This window comes from Variovorax boronicumulans (genome assembly GCF_040544675.1).
In the GTDB taxonomy this organism is placed as follows: Bacteria; Pseudomonadota; Gammaproteobacteria; order Burkholderiales; family Burkholderiaceae_C; genus Variovorax; species Variovorax boronicumulans_D.
On record NZ_JBEPKK010000005.1, the window covers coordinates 74,258 to 93,625 of the forward strand.

At 68.0% G+C, this 19,368-nt stretch carries 19 protein-coding genes and 1 pseudogene; 8 read left to right on the top strand and 12 right to left on the bottom strand.

The genetic code is table 11. The annotated features are described in order from the left end of the window. Window positions 1–107 precede the first annotated feature (107 nt). The 3 genes from ABIC90_RS11045 to argS form a co-directional block, all read right to left on the bottom strand. A complete protein-coding gene (locus ABIC90_RS11045; RefSeq protein WP_354354158.1) occupies window positions 108–755 on the bottom strand; it encodes a thiol:disulfide interchange protein DsbA/DsbL in 648 nt (215 codons plus the stop codon). 150 nt (window positions 756–905) lie between these two features. Continuing rightward, window positions 906–1,658 (bottom strand): SPOR domain-containing protein, encoded by a 753-nt coding sequence (locus ABIC90_RS11050; protein ID WP_354354159.1) that lies wholly within the window; start codon window positions 1,656–1,658, stop codon window positions 906–908. 8 nt (window positions 1,659–1,666) lie between these two features. Further along, window positions 1,667–3,352, bottom strand: coding sequence for an arginine--tRNA ligase (gene argS / locus ABIC90_RS11055; protein WP_354354160.1), 1,686 nt, complete (start codon window positions 3,350–3,352; stop codon window positions 1,667–1,669). Between the two features lie 130 nt (window positions 3,353–3,482). Between argS and ABIC90_RS11060 the strand changes: the two genes are divergently transcribed. Continuing rightward, window positions 3,483–3,821: a hypothetical protein gene (locus ABIC90_RS11060; RefSeq protein ID WP_354354161.1), complete on the top strand. Its 339-nt coding sequence runs from the start codon at window positions 3,483–3,485 to the stop codon at window positions 3,819–3,821. A 75-nt stretch (window positions 3,822–3,896) separates the two neighbouring features. Here the strand turns inward: ABIC90_RS11060 and ABIC90_RS11065 are convergent, their stop codons facing one another. The 4 genes from ABIC90_RS11065 to ABIC90_RS11080 are packed head-to-tail and all read right to left on the bottom strand — an operon-like array spanning window position 3,897 to window position 7,496. Continuing rightward, window positions 3,897–4,349: a DUF2214 family protein gene (locus tag ABIC90_RS11065; protein ID WP_354354162.1), complete on the bottom strand. Its 453-nt coding sequence runs from the start codon at window positions 4,347–4,349 to the stop codon at window positions 3,897–3,899. Between the two features lie 53 nt (window positions 4,350–4,402). Continuing rightward, the gene (locus ABIC90_RS11070; protein WP_354354163.1) at window positions 4,403–5,338 is read right to left on the bottom strand and encodes a LysR family transcriptional regulator; all 936 of its coding nucleotides are present in this window, start codon (window positions 5,336–5,338) and stop codon (window positions 4,403–4,405) included. A 39-nt stretch (window positions 5,339–5,377) separates the two neighbouring features. Further along, window positions 5,378–6,568 (bottom strand): CaiB/BaiF CoA transferase family protein, encoded by a 1,191-nt coding sequence (locus ABIC90_RS11075; protein ID WP_354354164.1) that lies wholly within the window; start codon window positions 6,566–6,568, stop codon window positions 5,378–5,380. Then, on the bottom strand, window positions 6,561–7,496 hold the full coding sequence (locus ABIC90_RS11080; protein WP_354354165.1) for a hydroxymethylglutaryl-CoA lyase: 936 nt from the start codon (window positions 7,494–7,496) through the stop codon (window positions 6,561–6,563). Before ABIC90_RS11080 ends, ABIC90_RS11075 begins: the two co-directional genes overlap by 8 nt. A 117-nt stretch (window positions 7,497–7,613) precedes the next feature. Between ABIC90_RS11080 and ABIC90_RS11085 the strand changes: the two genes are divergently transcribed. Further along, a complete protein-coding gene (locus tag ABIC90_RS11085) occupies window positions 7,614–8,354 on the top strand; it encodes an IclR family transcriptional regulator (protein ID WP_354354166.1) in 741 nt (246 codons plus the stop codon). Window positions 8,355–8,491: 137 nt separating this feature from the next. On the opposite strand, the pseudogene hisC reads toward ABIC90_RS11085, so the two are convergent. Continuing rightward, window positions 8,492–9,478: pseudogene (gene hisC / locus ABIC90_RS11090) on the bottom strand (histidinol-phosphate transaminase). A 207-nt stretch (window positions 9,479–9,685) separates the two neighbouring features. On the opposite strand from hisC, the gene ABIC90_RS11095 reads away from it, so the two are divergent. Together ABIC90_RS11095 and ABIC90_RS11100 are read left to right on the top strand one after the other, a co-directional pair. Continuing rightward, window positions 9,686–11,860, top strand: coding sequence for a malate synthase G (locus ABIC90_RS11095; RefSeq protein WP_354354167.1), 2,175 nt, complete (start codon window positions 9,686–9,688; stop codon window positions 11,858–11,860). Between the two features lie 131 nt (window positions 11,861–11,991). Further along, window positions 11,992–13,266 (top strand): MFS transporter, encoded by a 1,275-nt coding sequence (locus ABIC90_RS11100; protein ID WP_354354168.1) that lies wholly within the window; start codon window positions 11,992–11,994, stop codon window positions 13,264–13,266. On the opposite strand, the gene ABIC90_RS11105 is transcribed toward ABIC90_RS11100, so the two are convergent. The 3 genes from ABIC90_RS11105 to ABIC90_RS11115 all read right to left on the bottom strand — a co-directional run bounded on the left by ABIC90_RS11105 (window position 13,258) and on the right by ABIC90_RS11115 (window position 14,836). Continuing rightward, entirely contained in the window at window positions 13,258–13,755 is a 498-nt protein-coding gene (locus ABIC90_RS11105) for a DUF1016 N-terminal domain-containing protein (protein ID WP_354354169.1), read from the bottom strand. The two genes, ABIC90_RS11100 and ABIC90_RS11105, sit on opposite strands and share 9 nt — an antisense overlap. Window positions 13,756–13,824: 69 nt before the next feature. Continuing rightward, the gene (locus ABIC90_RS11110) at window positions 13,825–14,616 is read right to left on the bottom strand and encodes a hypothetical protein (protein ID WP_354354170.1); all 792 of its coding nucleotides are present in this window, start codon (window positions 14,614–14,616) and stop codon (window positions 13,825–13,827) included. Further along, entirely contained in the window at window positions 14,609–14,836 is a 228-nt protein-coding gene (locus tag ABIC90_RS11115; protein ID WP_354354171.1) for a hypothetical protein, read from the bottom strand. Before ABIC90_RS11115 ends, ABIC90_RS11110 begins: the two co-directional genes overlap by 8 nt. Before the next feature lie 402 nt (window positions 14,837–15,238). On the opposite strand from ABIC90_RS11115, the gene ABIC90_RS11120 reads away from it, so the two are divergent. After that, window positions 15,239–15,820 carry a fasciclin domain-containing protein gene (locus tag ABIC90_RS11120; RefSeq protein WP_436318196.1) on the top strand — a complete coding sequence of 194 codons (582 nt, stop codon included), beginning with the start codon at window positions 15,239–15,241 and terminating at the stop codon, window positions 15,818–15,820. A 24-nt stretch (window positions 15,821–15,844) separates the two neighbouring features. On the opposite strand, the gene ABIC90_RS11125 is transcribed toward ABIC90_RS11120, so the two are convergent. After that, the gene (locus ABIC90_RS11125) at window positions 15,845–16,789 is read right to left on the bottom strand and encodes a LysR substrate-binding domain-containing protein (protein ID WP_354354172.1); all 945 of its coding nucleotides are present in this window, start codon (window positions 16,787–16,789) and stop codon (window positions 15,845–15,847) included. A gap of 82 nt (window positions 16,790–16,871) precedes the next feature. On the opposite strand from ABIC90_RS11125, the gene ABIC90_RS11130 reads away from it, so the two are divergent. The 3 genes from ABIC90_RS11130 to ABIC90_RS11140 all read left to right on the top strand — a co-directional run bounded on the left by ABIC90_RS11130 (window position 16,872) and on the right by ABIC90_RS11140 (window position 19,336). Beyond that, complete coding sequence (locus tag ABIC90_RS11130) at window positions 16,872–17,213, top strand: DUF2917 domain-containing protein (RefSeq protein ID WP_354354173.1); 342 nt, start codon at window positions 16,872–16,874, stop codon at window positions 17,211–17,213. A gap of 132 nt (window positions 17,214–17,345) precedes the next feature. After that, the gene (locus ABIC90_RS11135; protein ID WP_354354174.1) at window positions 17,346–18,530 is read left to right on the top strand and encodes an acetyl-CoA C-acetyltransferase; all 1,185 of its coding nucleotides are present in this window, start codon (window positions 17,346–17,348) and stop codon (window positions 18,528–18,530) included. A 2-nt stretch (window positions 18,531–18,532) separates the two neighbouring features. Then, the gene (locus ABIC90_RS11140; protein ID WP_354354175.1) at window positions 18,533–19,336 is read left to right on the top strand and encodes an enoyl-CoA hydratase-related protein; all 804 of its coding nucleotides are present in this window, start codon (window positions 18,533–18,535) and stop codon (window positions 19,334–19,336) included. The last annotated feature ends 32 nt before the right edge of the window (window positions 19,337–19,368 follow it).

A 19,368-nucleotide genomic window follows, 5' to 3' on the forward strand; every position in this document is an offset into this window, starting at 1 on the left:
ATTGTATGCGGCGGATGGCGCGTTAACCTTTCATCCACAAATGAAAAAGCCCGCAAAAAGCGAGCTTGACATTCCTCTCAAAACCCCCTGAAGGGCGGCCTTGAAGATCAGCCCTTCTTGGCTTCGCCCACGAGGTAGTTGACGACCTGCAACACGTTGGTCATGTTGCCGGCGGTTTCGCCGTCGACGTACCAGCGGCCGGCCACGGCCATTGCCGGCACGCCGGCCACCTTGTAGGCGTCGGTCATCTGCGCGGCGCGCTTGGCCTTGCTGGCCACGCCGAACGAGGTGAAGACTTCCTTGAACTTGGCGCCGTCGATGCCGTTGGCCGAAACCCAGGCAATGATGTTGGCGTCGCCGTTCACATTCTGGCGCTGCTTGTGGATCGCGTTGAAAACCTTCGGCTGGAACTCGTCGACCTTGCCCATCGCCTCGAGGGCGTAGTACAGGCGCTGCTTGGCTTCGACGTCGTTGCCCACGAACGGCACAGGGATGCGGCGCAGGGCCACTTCCTTCGGCGCCGTCTTGGCCCAGGCCTCGAGCGAGGGCTCGAAGTCGCTGCAATGCGGGCAGTTGTACGAGAAGAACTCGACCACCTCGATCTTGCCGGCCGGTGCGTCGACCGGCACGCGCTTGTCCAGCACCAGGTACTGGGAGCCGGCCTTGGGCACCTTGGCCTGGGCGTGCGCCGGGTTGGCGGCCAGCGAAAGCAGCCCGAGCGAAGTGGCGGCCAGCGAAAAGTCACGACGTTTCATTGAAAGGGTTCTCCTGTTGGGTACGGCAGACTGAGCCGGCGCGCGGCGGGGAGTTCCCGCGAGGGCCGCGCACTGGGCTTGTGGATGGTGGCGGCAAATGCCGCGCGGCGAAGCTTAAGGGCTATTGACGACAGCCGCTTGCCTGCCCGCTCAGCGCTGCACGCGGACCAGGGCCGATTCGAGGCCGCCGCCGTCCAGCCGGTCCTTCAGCCGGTCGGCGTCGTCCTTCTTGTTGAACGGACCGGCGCGCACGCGGTAGACCGTGCGGCCGGCCTGTTCGCGCTCGGTCACGCGGGCCTCGACGCCCATCAGCGACAACTTGGCGCGCTGGGCCTCGGCGTCTTCGGTGGTGCGGAAGGCGCCGGCCTGCACGAAGTACATGAACGGATCGGCACCGGAGGATGCGGCCGCGGCGCTGTTGCTGCTCGGTGCGGCGGACGCCACGGTGGTGCCGCCCGAGGCGGAACCCATGCCGGCGCGCGCCCGGGCGAGATCGCCCAGCGGATCGTTCGACGCCGGCAGCGCATTGGCTTCGGCCGGCACCGGCGAGGGACGCGCCGGCTTGGGCGCGACCACCACGGGCACCGGCGCGGTGGCCGGCGGAGGCGTGCCGGGCGCCACGGCAGTGACCGGGTCGCCGGTGACGGGGTTGACCGGGCCGGTGGCGGCCGGAGGCTTGGGAGCGCCCGCCTTGCCGGCCAGTGGCGCATTCGGGTCCCAGTCGCGGTTCTTGCGGGCCTCGGCCTCGTCCTGCTCGGCGCCGCCCCGCTGGGTCTTGGTCACGAACGGGATCGGCACCTTGGTCACGTAGACCGCGATGCCCAGCGCCACGCCCAGGCCGATCACCAGTCCGATGATCAGGCCGATGACGATGTTGCCGCGTTGTCTGGTTGTCTTCTTCATGGTGAGGTTCACATCTTGCTCGGCGCACTGACGCCGAGAATCGCGAGGCCATTGTGCAGCACCTGCGCGGTGGCGGCGACCAGCGCGAGGCGGGCCAGCTTGACCGCCTCGTCGTCCACCAGGATGCGTTCGGCGTCGTAGTAGCTGTGGTAGCTGGCGGCCAGTTCGCGCAGGTAGAAAGTGACGTCGTGCGGTGCGAAGTCCTTGGCCGCGGCCGTCAGCATCTCGGGGTACTTGGCCAGCAGCAGCATCAGCGCCTGCGCCGCCGGACTTTCCAGCGGCGACAGGTCCACGCCCGTGAGCGCGGCCCGGTCGCCACCCCAGCCGGCCAGCACCGAGCAGATGCGCGCATACGCGTACTGCACGTAATAGACGGGGTTGTCGTTGTTCTTGGCCACCGCAAGGTCGACGTCGAAGGTGTATTCGGTGTCGGGCTTGCGGCTCAACAGAAAGAAGCGCACCGCATCCGTGCTGGTCCACTCGATCAGGTCGCGCAGCGTGACGTAGCTGCCGGCGCGCTTGCTGATCTTGACTTCTTCGCCGCCCTTCATCACGCGCACCATGGTGTGCAGCACGTAGTCGGGGTAGCCCTCGGGGATGCCTTCGCCCGCCGCCTGCAGCCCGGCGCGCACCCGCGCGATGGTGCCGTGGTGGTCGGTGCCCTGGATGTTGATGACCTTGTGAAAGCCGCGCTCCCACTTGGCGATGTGATACGCGACGTCGGGCACGAAGTACGTGTACGTACCGTCCTGCTTCTTCATCACGCGGTCCTTGTCGTCGCCGTAGTCGGTCGACTTGAGCCACAGCGCGCCGTCCTGTTCGTAGGTCTTGCCAGCTGCCACGAGCTTGCCGACCGCGGCCTCGACACGGCCGCTGGTGTACAGGCTGGACTCGAGGTAGTAGTTGTCGAAGCGCACCCGGAAGGCCTGCAGGTCCAGGTCCTGCTCGCGGCGCAGGTACGCCACGGCGAACTCGCGGATGGCGTTCAGGTCTTCGATGTCGCCGCTGCCGGTGACTTCGCGGTCGTCCGACTTGACGGTCTTCTTCGCCTTGAAGTCCTCGGCGATGTCGGCGATGTAGTCGCCGTTGTAGGCCGGGGCCTTTTCGCCGCTCGGCCATTCGGCGTCGCCGGGCTTGAAGCCGCGGGCACGCAGTTGCGTGCTGTTGGCCAGCGTCTGGATCTGCACGCCGGCGTCGTTGTAATAGAACTCGCGCCAGACCGATTCGCCCTGCGAGGCGCGCAGGTTGCAGATGGCGTCGCCCAGCGCCGCCTGGCGGCCGTGGCCCACGTGCAGCGGACCGGTCGGGTTGGCCGAGACGAACTCGACCAGCACCTTCTCGCCGGTGGCGGGCTGCACACCGAAGGCGTCGCCGGCCGCCAGCACTTCGCGCACGACCTGCTGCTTTGCGGCGGTCTTCAGGCGGATGTTGAGAAAGCCGGGCCCGGCGATCTCGATGGCCTCGACCCATTGGGCGAAAGCGGGGGTGGCGAGCAGCGCGGCGCTCAGTTGCTCGGCCAGTTCGCGCGGCTTGCGCGCGAGCGGTTTGGCCAGCTGCATGGCGGCGGTGCTGGCGAAATCGCCGTGCGCCGCCACCTTGGGCGATTCGAACGCGGCCTTGGAGCCTGCGCCGGGGGAGAGGGATTCGAGCGTGTTCGCGAGCGCCGCGAGCAGCTCCTGTTTGACCAATAGCATCCGCGAATTTTACCGGGGGCAAACCCCGGAGCAGTTGACGATCGTCATCCGATCGTTGCCCTGCCCCGTTAGGATGGTCGGCCCCGGGGCGGGGCACCTGTCACAACTCACCCTGCAAGGACACATCACCATGAAGAAGCTCCTTTCCCTGGTTGCCTCCACCGTGGCGCTCGGCGCCTGCCTCTCGTTCAGCGCCTTTGCGCAGGACAAGGCCGCCGCGCCCGCCGCAGCCCCCGCCGCCATGGCCGCACCCGCCGGCAGCTGCGACGCCAAGGCCGTGGACAAGAACGGCAAGCCCCTGGCCGGTGCCGCCAAGGCCAGCTCCATCAAGAAGTGCGAAAAGGACGCCAAGGCCGCTGCTGCGCCTGCTTGCGCCGCCAAGGCCATCGACAAGAACGGCAAGGCCCTGGCCGGCGCCGCAAAGAACAGCTTCATGAAGAAGTGCGAAGCGGATGCAGCCAAGGGCTGAAATCGCGCGGCACTGAAACTGTCGCCCAGGAGGCCCGCCGCGCGCGGGCCTTTTTCATGGGGCTGACCGGTGGGCCTACTTGCCGAAGCCGCGCGCGAGGAACACCGCCACCAGGGGAATCAGCGCGATCAGGTGGGCCTGCACCATCACCAGCTTGCGCGTCTTCCTGATGTCGTCTTCGGCCGGCAGCTTGCCGGTGGCACGCAGTGTCTTGCGCCAGCGGAAGTAGGTGAGCGTCGGAAAGATCGACAGCACGCCCACGATGATGAAGAGCCCCAGCTTCACATGCAGCAGCGGGTTGGTCCAGTACCAGGCCGTGCCCTTCACGCCCCACCAGGTGCGCGCGATGCCGGTGGCGAGCACTGCGATGGCGGCGATGCCGTAGACCAGGTCGACCTTGGCCAGGCGCTCGACCACGGCCGCATTGAGCCATTGCACGCGGCACAAGGCAGCTTCACTGGAAATGAATACGACCATCGTGAGGATGGCGAGCAGATGCACGTAGGCGAGGATGGCTTCGAGGGTCATCGATGGCTTTCTTCCGGTACGGGTTTGCAAATGCAAACAGATTGTGCCGCCGCTCAGGCTTCTTCCGGCCGTCCGCCCCAGAATTCCGGCTGGCCGTACTGGGCCTTGAGGAAATCCAGCCACAACCGCACCCGCAGCGGCAGGTGCTTGGCGCCCGCGAACACCGCATAGATGCCGTTGGGCGGCGCGGCGAATTCGTCGAGCAGCGGCACCAGCAGGCCGGCGTCGATCTCGGCCTCGACCTCCCAGGTGCTGCGCCAGGCGATGCCGTGGCCGGCCAGGCACCAGTCATGCAGCACCTGGCCGTCGGAGCAATCGAGCGGCCCGCTCGGGCGCAGATGGATCAGCTCCCGCGCGCCGGCATCGCTGGTCACGCGAAAGGCCCAGCCGCGTGTCTGCGAGGCGTCGCTGGACAGCGTGAGGCAGGCGAAGCGCGACAACTCGCCCGGATGCTTCGGCGTGCCGTGGCGGCGCAGGAACTCCGGCGTGGCCACGCAGCGGCGGCGGTTGTCGGCCAGGCGCACGCTCACCAGCGAAGAATCGGGCAGGTCGCCCACGCGCACCGCGCAATCGAAGCTCTCGCCGGCGACGTCGACCACGCGGTCGCTGAGATTGAGCGAGATCGTCACCTCCGGATGCAGCGCATGAAAACGCGGCACCAGCGGCGCGACGTGGCGGCGGCCGAAGCCGGCCGGCGCCGTCACGCGCAGATGTCCGCTGGCCTTGATGCCGCCGGCGCTCACGCTGGCCTCGGCGTTCGCGAATTCGGTGAGAAGGCGCTGGCAATCTTCCAGAAAAGCCGTGCCCTCGTGCGTGAGCGTGATGCGCCGCGTGGTACGCACCAGCAGCTTGACGCCCAGCCGCTCCTCCAGCGCATCGAGCCGGCGCCCCATGATCGCGGGCGCCACGCCCTCGGCCTTGGCCGCGGCCGTGAGACCGCCGCGGGTCGCGACCGAGACGAAGGATTCGAGTTGCTTCAGGCGGTCCATGGGGCGCCGACTATATAGACAGCGCCCCCGGGATGCACATCACGGGGCGAGCGTCACACCCTGCGCGCCAAGCGCGGCGATCTGCGCATCGCTGTAACCCACTTCCCTGAGCAGCTCGTCGCTGTGCTCGCCGATGTGCGGCGGCTGCAGGCGGATGCCCGGGCGCTGGCCGTCCAGCGTGAAGGGCATCAGCGGCACCTTGGCCTGGCTGCCGTCGTTCATCCGTACGGGCGCCAGGCCGCCGGTGGCGTTGAGGTGCGGGTCGTCGAACAGGTCCTGCGGCCGGGTGATGGGCGCGAAGGGCAGCTCGTTCTGCTCGAAGACCGCGCCGAGTTCGGCCGCGCTGTGGCCCGCCAGGTGCGAGCGCAGGATCGGCATCATCCATTCGCGCGCGTTGACGCGGTCGTTGTTGGTCTTCAGGCGCGGATCGGCCAGCATGTCTTCGAGCCCGAAGGCCTTGCAGAAGATGGCCCACTGCTTGTCGCTGACGGCCGCGAGAAAGATCTGTTCGCCGTCCTTCACCGTGAACACGTCGTACACCGCCCAGGCCGAGATGCGGCTGGGCATCGGGTCGGCCGCCTTGCCGGTGGCGGCGAACTGCATCATGTGCTGCGCGACCAGGAACACGTTGTTCTCGAACAGCGCCGCCTGCACCTCGCAGCCCTTGCCCGTGAGTTCGCGCTGGCGCAGCGCGGCCATGGCACCGATGGCGCCGAACATGCCGCCCATGATGTCGTTCACGCTGGTGCCCGCGCGCAGCGGGTCGCCCGCGCGGCCGGTCATATAGGCCAGGCCGCCCATCATCTGCACCACCTCGTCGAGCGCGGTGCGGTGGTCGTAGGGGCCGGGCAGGAAGCCCTTGTGGCTCACGTAGATGAGGCGCGGGTTGAGCTTGGCTAACGTGTCGTAGTCGAGCCCCAGCTTCTTCATCGTGCCGGGCTTGAAGTTCTCGCTCACGATGTCGGCGGTGGCGACGAGGCGCAGCGCGGCCTCCACGCCTTCGGGCTTCTTCAGGTCGAGCGCGATGCTCTTCTTGTTGCGGTTGAAGGTCGGAAAGAAGCCCGAGCCCGAGCCGAGCAGCCGGCGCGTGTTGTCGCCCTCGATGGGCTCGACCTTGATGACCTCGGCGCCCAGGTCGGCCAAGAGCAGGCCGCAGGTCGGGCCCATGACCATGTGGGTGAACTCGACGACGCGGACGCCGGCATAGGGAAGCGGATTCGTTTCAGACATGTGTGGAGCTTTCCTGGGCAAAGCCCTTGGGCAGCCCGGCTTCGGGCGTCATGCCGTAGACCGGTTCGCCGGGCAGGCCGGCCATGAGCGGCGCGCGCGCCGCGATGAGTTTTTGAATGTCGATGCCGGTGCGGACGCCCATGGCCTCGAACATGAAGACCAGGTCTTCGGTCACGGCATTGCCCGAGGCGCCGGGCGCATAGGGGCAGCCGCCGAGGCCGCCGAGGGAGGCGTCGAAGGTGCGCACGCCTTCGTCCCACGCCGCCAGGCAGTTCGCGATGCCGAGGCCGCGCGTGTTGTGCATGTGAGCCGCGCCGGCGTGCTGTCCGAGTTCCGCGCGCAGGCGCCTGAAGAGACGGCGCACCTGCGCGGGGTTGGCGTAGCCGACGGTGTCGGAGAGCCCCGCCTCTTCGGCGCCGGCCTCGATGCATTGCGCGGCAAGCCGGATCACATCGTCCTCCGGCACCAACCCCTGCAGCGTGCAGCCGAAGGCGGTGGAGATGCCGGCTTCGAGCCTCACCTGCGGCGCGATCGCGCGGCGCAGCTCGGAGATGGCGCTCACCTCCTCGACCATCTCGGTCGGCGTCTTGCGCACATTGGCCAGCGAATGCGCCACGCTCGCCGAGACCGGCATCGTGAGCTTGTGCACGCCCGCCTCGAGCGCGGCCTCGGCGCCCTTGCGGTTGGGCACCAGCGCCAACACGGTAAGGCCGGGCAGCGTGATCGCATGGCGCACCACCTCGGCGGCGTCGGCCATCTGCGGCAGCAGCTTCGCAGGCACGAAAGACGCAACCTCGATCTCGCGCACACCGGCGGCGTAGAGCGCGTCAATCCAGCGCAGCTTGTCTGCCGTGGGCATGGTGGCCTTGACCGATTGCAGGCCGTCGCGCGGGCCGACCTCGCTGATGAGGACGTCGGGGGGTGTCATGGACTGGGTCTCCTTGAAGCGATGAGGCATCGATCGCTTGACAGTTCTATCTTGCAGAACTAAATTCCGTCAAGCAGAATTAGACCGCCGATCGACTTTCGCTGTCAAGTCACGCCCATGCCCCGCAAAGCCCAGACCGAATCAGTTTCCGACCTCAACGCCGCGCCCGGCGGTGCCGCCGCGGTCGATCGCGCGCTGAGCCTGCTCTCGGCGTTCCGGGCGGGCGACGAGGCGCTGTCGCTCGCGCAGTTTGCCGAGCGCACGCAGCTCTACAAGAGCACGGTGCTGCGGCTGCTGGCGTCGCTCGAACATGCGCGGCTGATCCGCCGGCAGGACGACGGGCGCTATGCGCTGGGCATGGAAATCGCGCGGCTGCACGGGCTCTATGCGGCGTCTCAGTCGCTCGACCGCATCGTGCTGCCGGTGCTGCGCGCGCTGGCCGCCGCCACCGGCGAAAGCGCCGCGTACCACGTGCGGCAGGTGCAGGGCGAGAGCTGGGTGCGCCTTTGCCAGTTCCGCATCGATTCCTCGCATGTGGTGCGCGACCACGTGCGCGCGGGCGATTTGCTGCCCAACGACCGCGGTGCGGGTGCCCGCGTGCTGATCGCCTTCGGACCCGAAGCCGAGCGGCCGCACGGTGCGAAGGAGCGCAAGCTCTACGACGCGATCCGCACGCAGGGTTACTGCGCACTGGTGGGCGACCGCACGGCCGAGCTGGCGGGTATATCGGCGCCGGTGTTCCATGCGGATGGCAGGCTTGCCGCGGCGGTCACGCTGACGATGCCGACGCACCGGTATGACGAGGGCTACATCGAGCCGGTACGCGCGGCGGCGTTGGCGCTCAGCGGGCAGGTCTGAGGCGGTTTTTTCTCGCTCCTTCCCCTCCCGGGAGAAGGCTGGGATGGGGGCAAGCGGCCTTCGATGAGCCGCTGGTCTTTGATACGCCGTCGTGCTCCCACCCCAACCCTCCCCCGGGAGGGGAGGGAGAAATACGGTCAGCGCAGCGCGGCGAGCACGGCCTTGTTCTGCTCAGGCAAACCGACACTCACACGCAGCCATTGCGGCAGCCCATACGGCCCGAGCAGCGAAACCTCGATGCCCGCAGCCAGCAGCCGCGCATGCACCGCCTGCGCATCGCCGACTTGCACCATCAGGAAATTGCCGGACGACGCCACGTACGCGAGGCCCAGTTCGGTGAAGCCGGCGGCGAGCTGCTCGCGCCCGGCGGTGTTGAGTTCGTAGGTGCGCGCGAGGAATTCCGTGTCGCCCAACGCCGCCACCGCCGCGGCCTGCGCCGGCGTCGTCACATTGAAGCGCGGGCGCTGCGCGTTCATGCGCGCCGCGAGCGCCGGCTGCGACACGCCGTAGCCGATGCGCAGCCCCGCCAGGCCGAAGGCCTTGGAGAAAGTGCGCGCCACGATCAGGTTCGGCAGGCGCCGCACCCATTCGATGCTGTCGTAGCGCTGCGCGGGCGAGAGGTATTCGGTGTAGGCCTCGTCGAGCAGCACCGTCACATGCGCGGGCACCGATTGCAGAAAAGCCAGCAGCGGCGCAGCATCGATGAAGGTGCCGGTCGGGTTGTTGGGGTTCGCCACAAAGACCAGGCGCGTGTCGTCGCCGATGGCGGCGCGCATCGCGTCCAGGTCGTGGCCGAAGTCGCGGGCGGGGACCACGGTGGCGCGCGCATGGGCGTCTTGCGCGGCTGCCGCATAGACGATGAAGCCGTACTGCGAATAGACCACGCCCTCGCCCGGCTTCAGCGTGACCTGCGCCGCCAGCGTGAGAATCTCGCTCGAACCGCTGCCGAGGGTGAGCCAGTCGGCGGGCACGTCGAGCCGCGCCGCCAACGCACGCTTGAGCGCGGTGCCGTTGCTGTCGGGGTAGTTGCCCGCGCCCGCGAGCGACGCGGCGGCGGCTTAGCGTGCCGACTCGGGCATGCCGAGCGGGTTTTCGTTGGAGGCCAGGAGGATCGTGGGGGTCATGGGAAGCGGTCCGGATTCATTTAAGAAGTTAAATATATCCCGCGCTTGAGCGTGCGCCGGTCGGTGCCTACCCTTTGAATCCCGGACGACGCGCCGTCGATTACATGCGTTTTTGTCACAGATAAATCCCGCCACCGGCTCTTACTCGCCAGCAAAGTATCGAATAAAGTTCGACCCAAGATTGCATATTTCTCAAGGAGAACCCCCATGACTGCCCGCACCACCGCCCACGGACTCCAGGTCGCGACCGAGCTCCACCGCTTCATCGAAGACAAGGTCCTGCCCGCCACCGGCGTGGCCAGCGAGGTTTTCTGGAAGGGCTTCGACGCCATCGTGAGCGAGCTCGCGCCCAAGAACATCGCGCTGCTCGCCGAACGCGACCGCCTGCAGGCCGAGCTCGATGCCTGGCACAAGCAGAACCCCGGGCCCATCGCCGACATGCCGGCCTACCGCGCCTTCCTGGAAAAGATCGGCTACCTGCTGCCGCAGCCCCAGGGCGCGAAGGCCACCACGACCAATGTCGATTCCGAACTCGCGCTGCAGGCCGGTCCGCAGCTGGTGGTGCCGATCCTGAACGCGCGCTACGCGCTCAACGCCGCCAATGCGCGCTGGGGTTCGCTGTACGACGCGCTCTACGGCACCGACGCCATCCCTGAAACCGATGGCGCTGAAAAGGGCAAGGGCTACAACCCGGTCCGCGGCGCCAAGGTCATCGAATTCGCGCGCAACGTGCTCGACCAGGCCGCGCCGCTGGCCAACGGCTCGCACAAGATGGCGACCGGCTACAGCGTGAAGGACGGCAAGCTGGTCATCGCGCTGCAGAGCAGCAGCACGGGCCTGGCCGACCCCGCGCAGTTCATCGGCTACCAGGGCGATGCCGCGGCGCCGTCGTCGGTGCTGCTCAAGCACAACGGCATCCACCTGGACATCCGCATCGACCGCAGCACCGCCATCGGCAAGACCGATGCGGCGGGCGTGAGCGACCTGGTGCTCGAAGCCGCGCTCTCGACCATCCTGGACCTCGAAGACTCGGTGGCGGTGGTCGACGCGGCCGACAAGGTGGTGGCGTATTCCAACTGGCTCGGCATCGTCGAAGGCTCGCTCACCGAGGAAGTCGCCAAGGGCGGCAAGACCTTCACGCGCGGCCTGAACGCCGACCGCGAATACACCGGCGCCGACGGCCAACCCGTGAAGCTGCACGGCCGCTCGCTGATGTTCCTGCGCAATGTGGGCCACCTCATGACCAACCCCGCCGTGCTCTACGCGGACGGCAAGGAAATCCCCGAAGGCATCCTCGATGCCGTGGTGACCACCACCATCGCCACCATCGACCTGAAGCGCAAGGGCAACTCGCGCACCGGCAGCATCTACATCGTCAAGCCCAAGATGCACGGCCCGGCCGAAGTGGCCTTCGCGAGCGAACTGTTCGGCCGCGTCGAACAGCTGCTGGGCCTGCCCGCCAACACGGTCAAGCTCGGCATCATGGACGAAGAGCGCCGCACCAGCGTGAACCTGAAGGCCTGCATCGCCGAAGCCGCCGCGCGCGTGGCTTTCATCAACACCGGCTTCCTCGACCGCACCGGCGACGAGATGCACACCGCCATGCAGGGCGGCCCGATGATCCGCAAGGGCGACATGAAGTCCAGCGCCTGGATCGGCGCCTATGAAAAGAACAACGTGCTGGTCGGCCTCTCGTGCGGCCTGCGCGGCAAGGCGCAGATCGGCAAGGGCATGTGGGCCATGCCCGATCTGATGGCCGCGATGCTCGAGCAGAAGATCGCGCACCCCAAGGCCGGCGCCAACACCGCCTGGGTGCCCTCGCCCACCGCAGCCACGCTGCACGCGCTGCACTATCACCAGGTCAGCGTGACCGCGGTGCAGCAGGAGCTCGAAAAGATCGACGCCGACGCCGAACGCGACAACATCCTCAATGCGCTGCTGCAGGTGCCGATCGCGGCCGAAGCCGCGTGGACGCCTGAAGAGCGCCAGCAGGAGATCGACAACAACGTGCAGGGCATCCTCGGCTACGTGGTGCGCTGGATCGACCAGGGCGTGGGCTGCTCCAAGGTGCCCGACATCCACAACGTGGGCCTCATGGAAGACCGCGCCACGCTGCGCATCTCCAGCCAGCACATCGCCAACTGGCTGCTGCATGGCGTGGTGACCAAGGCGCAGGTCGACGAGACCTTCCAGCGCATGGCCAAGGTGGTCGACGAGCAGAACGCGGGTGATGCGCTCTACCAGCCGATGGCCGGCAACTTCGCGACCTCGGCGGCGTACAAGGCGGCACAGGACCTGGTGTTCAAGGGCATCGAGCAACCGAGCGGCTACACCGAGCCACTGCTGCATGCATGGCGCCTGAAGGTCAAGGGCGAGGCCTGACGATCGGCGTGCGTCCGGCACGGCGCCAGGCTTGAGCGAACGAACGGCGCCTTCGGGCGCCGTTCTGCATTGAGGCGGCATGCCATTAGCATTCGTGCCGCTCTCTTCTTCTTTCAGCCTCTCCCCTCCCGATGAACACGAACGCGGCATCGCCGCCCCCGCCGCACTGGTCGACTTCGGCGGCCGCCATGCTCGTGGCCCTCGCCTCGGCTTTCGCGCTGAGCCAGGCCTTTCGCACCGTCGGCGCCATGATGGCCACGCCGCTCAGCGGCCACTTCGGCCTGTCGCCCCAGCAGCTGGGCACGTGGGCGGGCACCTTCCATCTCATGTTCGGGATCATGCAGCTCGCGATGGGCGTGTCTATCGACATGTTCGGCGTACGCCGCACGGTGCTCACCGCCTTTCCGCTCGCCATTGCAGGCGCCGCGTTGTGCACGGTGGCACAGAGCTTCGGCGCACTGCTGCTCGGACAGGCGCTGATCGGCGTCGGCTGCGCGCCGGCGTTTCTGGCTTGCACGGTGTTCATCGCGCGGCATTTCGATGCGGCACGCTTCACCGCGATGTCCGGTCTGGTGATGAGCATGGCGGGGCTGGGCATCGTGTTCACCGGCACGCCGCTGGCCTTGCTGATCGAGGCCGCTTCGTGGCGCGCCGGCTATGCGGTGCTGGCAGCGTTTGCCGTGCTCTCGTGGCTGGTCATTTTCTGGCGCGTGCGCGAACCCGTGCGTGCCGCCGATCACGCGGACCCGCGCGCCGCACCGGCTGAACGCCCGACGCTGCGCAAGGCCGTGCGCGAACTGCTGCCGCTGTTCGCAATGCCCCACACGCTGGGACTGCTGTGCTTTGCCTGCGTGTCGTATGCGGCCTTCATCACGCTGCGGGGCCTGTGGCTCGGCCCGGTGCTGCATGAGCGCCACGGGCTGTCGCTGGTCGCGAGCGGCAATGTGGCGCTGGTGATGACCCTCACCGGCATGCTCAGCCCCGCCCTCTTCGGCCGCATGGACCCCGGCGCCGTACGGCGTGCGCGCTGGATGATGGGCTGCGCCTCCGCCGGCGCACTGATGTTCGCGGCCATGGCGCTCACGCATTCGCGCGCGATCGACATCGGCCTGCCCGTCATCTACGGCCTGCTCTCCGGCTACAGCGTGCTGCAGTACGCGTACACCAAGAACGCCTATCCGGCGGCGATGACGGGACGCGCGCTGGCGCTCATGAACATGGCCATGTTCCTTGGCGTGTCGTTGATGCAATGGACCACCGGCGTCGCCGCTTCGTGGGCCGCGGCGCACGGCGTCGAGCCGTTCCGCGCGGTGTTTCTTACCGTTGCGGGGATGTTGGCGGCGGGGACGGTGGCGTTTCTCGTGCTGCCGCGGGCTTCGGAACGCTCGCGCCCGGTATCAGCCTAGCTTTGACAGGCACGAGTGGCTCCAGGAAAGGGAGGGGTGCAGCGCACCCGGAAGCCAGCCCGGCTCCCGAGCCGATTTCCGAGACGGTGTCGCGGAAATCGCCTGCGCAGGCAGCAGGCGCTCCATGAGCAATTTCCGAGGCGCCGTCTCGGAAATCAGCCGTGGGTACTCCAGATAGAACTGCCGAAACGCCTCGAGGTTGTCCACCGAGTAGCCGCGACCGAACTCTGTGTTCAAGCGTGCGGACAACTCGGCGAGCAGCTTTGCACCATACCCGGCACGCCGCTGCCCGCGCTGCTCTTCCTCGACGATTTCGCGCCCGATCAACCAGTTGGCGGCGACCTGCGTCGTGTTGACCGTCCGCGCCACCCCGGCACGCGCAGCCTCCAGAATTTCGCGTACCCGTCCCAGAAGAGCGCTCGAAGAAGATGCCGCCTTGGCACGAGCCGGCTTGGGCACGCCGAGTGGGGAGTTGTCGGAAGTTGGCAATGCAACACTCTGAAGAAGTTCGTCGGAATTATGAGGTCCAGTGCGCGCGGAACGTTCTGAGCACGCGGCTCAGGCGCCGTCGCCAAGACGTGCCCGCACTTCGCGCCGGCCGAGTTGCCGCTTGGCCATCGCGTAGACATCACTGCGACCGTACATCGCACGGGGGGTGGGCATGTCAGGCGCAGCGCGCTGGGCAGCGCCGCTGCGCGTGACGAGGCTGCGACGCAGCACGTCGTAGCGCTTTTCTTCCGGCTTCGTCGCACCCGCTCGCTCGGGAAACTTCGCGAGCTTTACCTCGAACCAGCAGCCGTCGACGCGATGCCATTGCGTGGTCTCGTCGATCACGTGATAGACCGCATAGGGCTCGTCGCCGCGCTGCCCGGACCACGTCTTGCGGGCGGCCCGTCGCGCCGCCTTGGCCTCGGCCAGTCGCCGGTTGGGCAGCAGGATCCCGGTGACCGGATGCACGAACAGCTCGACGTTGGGCGCTTCGCGCAACGGCACGCTGCGGTGCGTGCCCCAACGATGCGGCGGAACGCACACCTCGCCGTCGCGCAGCTCGGCATCGCGCGTCACGAAATCGTCGATGTGCAGGAAGATGTGCGCCTGCACCGTGCTGCGCCGGTCGATGCCGCTGCAGAGCTCCGCATACACCTTGTCCCACGGCCGGTGCACCTGCTTGTGCAGCCAGCGCTTGAGCGGCGCGAGGTTTTCGTTGAGCCCCTTCGGATGGTCATAGCCGCGCTTCATGCCCAGGTGCGAGCCGCGCTCGCGGCTGTTGCGAAAGGCGCGGCCGTCGCCCTGCACGCGCCAGCCGCGGCGCGGACGTTCGACGATGACCTTGTCCATGTCGTCACGCATCGTCGGCCCTCCCCGCAAGGCTGCGCGCGGCCTTCTGCAGCGCCACCTTCTGCGCACGCCGCTCCGCGCGGTGCGTGCGCAGGTGGCGCCCCGCGCCCTGGCTGGATTCGCGGCGCGCCATCGCGGCCACCACGGGATTGCGAGGTGCCGTCGCCGGCACCGAAAAGTAGAACCGGCCCAGACGCTTGTCGTCGTCGCGGGCCTTTCGTTGAGCACTCATGTGCGCACACTCCAAAAACAAAAAGGCCCCGGCGAATGGCTGCGCGGGGCCTTTGTCGACGAGGCCTCGGCGGATGCATGGATGCACCTCCGGCCGGGGCGGTCGGTGTGCGGGTCAGGTGTTCAGGAAACGGTTCATTGAATTGGGTTGTCGCCCGGGAGGTTGCAGGTCGCCAGGCGCGGTGAAAAGAAACTGTTGCTGAAAAACGAAGGGCGGATTCTGGCGAGCGCCTTCGCGATGCGCAAGCGCCGCATGCGCGGCTGTGGCGCAAAGCCGACGCGGTGCCATCTCGCGAATCCAGTTGCATCCGCCCGCCGTATTGGTCTCAAGCGCATCGCGCCTCCGAGCTGTTGGCGGTTTCCACAGGCATCTTCCAAGAACCATTTTTTCCAGGAGCCTTGAATGAAAAAACTCATGATTGCAGTCGGCGTTTCGGTTCTGCTCAGCGCTTGCGCGGGCGGCATGGGCATGAGCGGCGGCAGCGGTGGGAAGGGCATGTCGTCCAACCCGATGGTCGGCGGCGCGGCGATGTTCCCCACCAAGGACATCGTGGACAACGCCGTGAATTCGAAGGACCACACCACGCTGGTCGCCGCCGTCAAGGCCGCGGGCCTGGTCGATACGCTCAAGAGCCCGGGCCCGTTCACCGTCTTTGCACCGACCAACGCCGCTTTTGCCGCGCTGCCGGCGGGCACGGTCGACACGCTGCTCAAGCCCGAGAACAAGGCCACGCTGACCAAGGTGCTCACGTACCACGTGGTGCCCGGCAAGATGGACGGCCCGGCGCTCATGCGCGCGATCAACGCAGGCGGCGGCAAGGCCGTGCTGAACACCGCCAGCGGCGGCACGCTCACCGCAACGATGAGCGGCGGCAACGTGCTGGTGACCGACGCCAAGGGCGGCACGGCCACGGTGACGATCGCCAACGTGTACCAGTCGAACGGCGTGATCCACGTCGTGAACAAGGTGCTGCTGCCGGGTTGATCGTTCCGGCGCGGCGGACCTTCCTCAGGTTCGCTGCGCCGCTTCCGCTTCATCGCGCAGCCATTGCGCGAAGTCCTGCGCGTCGCGGTTGTTCGCCGCGCGCCTGGACATCTCCACGAAGTAGCCGCGATGCGAAGCGGCGCCTTCGCCCAGCGGCGCCACCAGCCGGCCGCCCTGTACCAGTTCGCGCAGCAGCGGCAGGCGCCCGATCACCACGCCCTGCCCCGCCACCGCGGCGGACACCGCATCGGCGTACTGCGTGAAGCGCAGCGTGCTCTTCATGCGCAGGTCTTGCAGCCCCATCACCTTGAGCCACGGCTCCCAGTCGGCGGTCGGGGCTTCGCTGTGGTCGGGGTACTCCACGGTGAGCAGCGTGAGCCTGGAGAAATCTGAAAGCTCACGCAGCGATGCGGCCAGTTGCGGCGAGCACAGCGGGATCACCGATTCCTCGAACAGCGCCGGCCCCACGCCGCGGCCGATGGGCGCAAAGCGCACCGCAAGGTCCAGGCGGCTCGCGTCCAGGTCCAGCAGGTCGAGCGTGGCCGACACGCGCACATCCACCTGCGGATGGGTGCCGGTGAATCGCGCGAGTTTCGGAATGAGCCAGAGCGATGCAAAACCCGGCGTGGTGGTGATCGCCACCTGCCGCGGCGCGGAACTGGCGCGCACCCGCGCCGTGGCGTCGCGCAGCCGCTCCAGGCTGTCGGTGACGGCGCGCTGCAGCACGCCGCCCGCTTCGGTGAGCGCCAGCGCGCGGTGGCGGCGCTCGAACAGCAGCACGCCCAGGCTGGCTTCGAGCTGCTGGATCTGCCGGCTCACCGCCGACTGCGTGAGGTGCAGCTCGCCGGCCGCCAGCGTGAAGCTGAGCCGGCGCGCGGCGGCCTCGAAACTGCGCAGCAGCTCCAGCGGGGGCAGATCGCCGCCCGCGGCGCCTGGGACAACCAGGGCTTTCGCATTCTGTGGAAGCATGCAACGAGTTCCGAATGACCGCGTGTCAAAGAAGGGCCGGCTCACTATATTCATTCGTATCACGAATGCAATGGAGCTTGCCATGAGCACCCGCCCGAATCCTTCCTCCCCGTCCGCCCGCTTTCACCTGAGCCTTCCGCCCCGTTCGGTCTTCGCCGTGCCCGATGGCGCCGGCGTGGGCATCGAATGCCGCAGCGGCACCGTCTGGCTCACGCTGGACCGCGATCCCCGCGACATCGTGCTGGAGGCCGGCGACCGCTTCGACGGCACCGAGCACCGGCGCATCCTGGTCTCGGCGCTGACCTCGTCGTGCATCACCGTGTCGGACGCGCAGCCGGCCGCGATGCCGCTGGCGGGGCGTGCGCAGCCTGCGGGCGCTTGGTCGCCTTGGCGACTTCTGCCCCACGGGTTGTCCCCGGCTTGACCTGAAAGCCATGGGCATCGACCCTCGATGCCACGGGCTTGCCATCACTGAACGCCGCCGCCACGACGGGCGGCTTTTTTGCGTTGGGCGGCCGGCTCCCCTCGTTTTCTTTTGGATGAGAAGGACATGACCATGGCAGAGGCATACATCGTGGCCGCCGCGCGCACGGCCGGCGGCCGGCGCGGCGGCAAGCTTGCGGGCTGGCACCCGGCCGACCTGGCGGCGCAGGTGATCGACGCGCTGGTGGCGCGCAGCGGCATCGACCCGGCGGCGGTGGAGGACGTGATCCTCGGCTGCGTGAGCCAGGTGGGCGAACAGGCGACCAACGTCGCGCGCAACGCGGTGCTGGCGTCGACGCTGCCCGAGTCGGTGCCCGGCACCTCGGTCGACCGGCAGTGCGGCTCGTCGCAGCAGGCCCTGCACTTCGCCGCGCAGGCCGTGATGTCGGGCAGCATGGACGCGGTGATCGCGGGCGGCGTGGAGAGCATGACGCGCGTGCCGATGTTCACGCCCAATGCACTGCCGGCCAAGGCGGGCCTGGGCACCTACATGAGCCCGGCGATGAAGCGGCGCTACCCCGGCGTGGAGTTCAGCCAGTTCACCGGCGCCGAGATGATCGCGCGCAACTACGGCATCGAGAAAGACGCGCTCGACCGCTACGCCTTCGAGAGCCACCGGCGCGCCATTGCCGCGAGCCGCGCGGGCGCGTTCAACGACGAGATCGTGCCCATCGAGATCCTGCTGGCGGACGGAACAGGAACAGGCACCGGCGAGCAGCACCTGGTGGACGAAGGCATCCGCTTCGACGCCACGCTGGAGGGCATCGCGGGCGTCAAGCTGATCGCCGAGGGCGGGCGCTGCACCGCCGCCACCGCGAGCCAGATCTGCGACGGCGCGAGCGGCGTGCTGGTGGTCAACGAGCGCGGCCTGAAGGCGCTGGGCGTCAAGCCGCTCGCGCGCATCCATCACATGAGCGTGATGGGGCACGACCCGGTGATCATGCTGGAGGCGCCGCTGCCCGCCACGCAGCGCGCACTGCAAAAGGCCGGCATGCGCATCCAGGACATCGACCTGTACGAAGTGAACGAGGCCTTTGCCCCCGTGCCCATTGCATGGCTGCAGGCGCTGGACGCCGACCCGGCGCGGCTGAACGTGAACGGCGGCGCGATCGCGCTGGGCCATCCGCTGGGCGCTTCGGGCACCAAGCTGATGACCACGCTGATCCACGCGCTGGGCCAGCGCGGCAAGCGCTACGGCCTGCAGACGATGTGCGAAGGCGGCGGCATGGCCAACGTGACCATCGTGGAAAGACTCTGACGATGAGCGATCCGCAATTCATCCTCTACGACCTGACCGACGGCATCGCCACACTCACGCTGAACCTGCCGGCCAAGCTGAACCCGATCGCGCGCGAGCTGCAGATCGCGCTGCGCGACACGCTGGAGCGCATTCGCGGCGACCGCGCGGTGCGCGCCGTGATCCTGACGGGCGCGGGCAAGGCCTTCTGCGTGGGCGCCGACCTGAGCGCGATGGGGCCCGGCGAGGAGGGCAAGTCGCTGGGCACGCAGACGGCCGAGTGGATGCAATCGCTGAGCAACCCGCTGATCGAGACGCTGCGCACGCTGCCGGTGCCGGTGGTGGCGGCCGTCAACGGTGCGGCTGCCGGTGCGGGCGTGGGTCTGGCGCTGGCGGCGGACGTGACCATCGCGGCACGCAGCGCGTACTTCTACCTGCCCTTCCTGCCCAAGTTGGGCATCGTGCCGGACCTGGGCTGCACCTGGGCCATTCCGCGGCGTGCCGGCAAGGCGCGCGCGATGGGCATGGCGCTGCTCGACGAGCGCCTGGACGCTGGCCGCGCGGTGCAGTGGGGCCTGATCTGGGCCTGCGCCGACGACGAGCAATTGATGGACGAAGCACGCGCCATCGCGCAGCGCCTGGCACGCCTGCCCGCACATGCGGTCATCGAAGCGCGCGAAGCCTTCGAGGCCTCCGAGCGCCACACGCTGAAAGAACAGCTGCACTATGAAAGCGAGCGCCAGCGCGAGCTGATCGACCGCCCGAGCTTCCGCGAAGGCGTGAGCGCATTCCTGCAGAAGCGCGCGCCCGAGTTCCCGAGCCGCTGAACGACAGGCCCCACCGTGCTCCTGTGAGCCCG

Coding starts and splice junctions, on each gene's coding strand:
- ABIC90_RS11045 (WP_354354158.1), bottom strand. CDS start 755: ATGAAACGTCGTGACTTTTCGCTGGCCGCCACTTCGCTCGGGCTGCTT.
- ABIC90_RS11085 (WP_354354166.1), top strand. CDS start 7,614: ATGCCCCGCAAAGCCCAGACCGAATCAGTTTCCGACCTCAACGCCGCG.
- ABIC90_RS11115 (WP_354354171.1), bottom strand. CDS start 14,836: ATGAGTGCTCAACGAAAGGCCCGCGACGACGACAAGCGTCTGGGCCGG.
- ABIC90_RS11120 (WP_436318196.1), top strand. CDS start 15,239: ATGAAAAAACTCATGATTGCAGTCGGCGTTTCGGTTCTGCTCAGCGCT.
- ABIC90_RS11130 (WP_354354173.1), top strand. CDS start 16,872: ATGAGCACCCGCCCGAATCCTTCCTCCCCGTCCGCCCGCTTTCACCTG.
- argS (WP_354354160.1), bottom strand. CDS start 3,352: ATGCTATTGGTCAAACAGGAGCTGCTCGCGGCGCTCGCGAACACGCTC.
- ABIC90_RS11065 (WP_354354162.1), bottom strand. CDS start 4,349: ATGACCCTCGAAGCCATCCTCGCCTACGTGCATCTGCTCGCCATCCTC.
- ABIC90_RS11110 (WP_354354170.1), bottom strand. CDS start 14,616: ATGCGTGACGACATGGACAAGGTCATCGTCGAACGTCCGCGCCGCGGC.
- ABIC90_RS11095 (WP_354354167.1), top strand. CDS start 9,686: ATGACTGCCCGCACCACCGCCCACGGACTCCAGGTCGCGACCGAGCTC.
- ABIC90_RS11070 (WP_354354163.1), bottom strand. CDS start 5,338: ATGGACCGCCTGAAGCAACTCGAATCCTTCGTCTCGGTCGCGACCCGC.
- ABIC90_RS11075 (WP_354354164.1), bottom strand. CDS start 6,568: ATGTCTGAAACGAATCCGCTTCCCTATGCCGGCGTCCGCGTCGTCGAG.
- ABIC90_RS11125 (WP_354354172.1), bottom strand. CDS start 16,789: ATGCTTCCACAGAATGCGAAAGCCCTGGTTGTCCCAGGCGCCGCGGGC.
- ABIC90_RS11140 (WP_354354175.1), top strand. CDS start 18,533: ATGAGCGATCCGCAATTCATCCTCTACGACCTGACCGACGGCATCGCC.
- ABIC90_RS11100 (WP_354354168.1), top strand. CDS start 11,992: ATGAACACGAACGCGGCATCGCCGCCCCCGCCGCACTGGTCGACTTCG.
- ABIC90_RS11050 (WP_354354159.1), bottom strand. CDS start 1,658: ATGAAGAAGACAACCAGACAACGCGGCAACATCGTCATCGGCCTGATC.
- ABIC90_RS11135 (WP_354354174.1), top strand. CDS start 17,346: ATGGCAGAGGCATACATCGTGGCCGCCGCGCGCACGGCCGGCGGCCGG.
- ABIC90_RS11080 (WP_354354165.1), bottom strand. CDS start 7,496: ATGACACCCCCCGACGTCCTCATCAGCGAGGTCGGCCCGCGCGACGGC.
- ABIC90_RS11060 (WP_354354161.1), top strand. CDS start 3,483: ATGAAGAAGCTCCTTTCCCTGGTTGCCTCCACCGTGGCGCTCGGCGCC.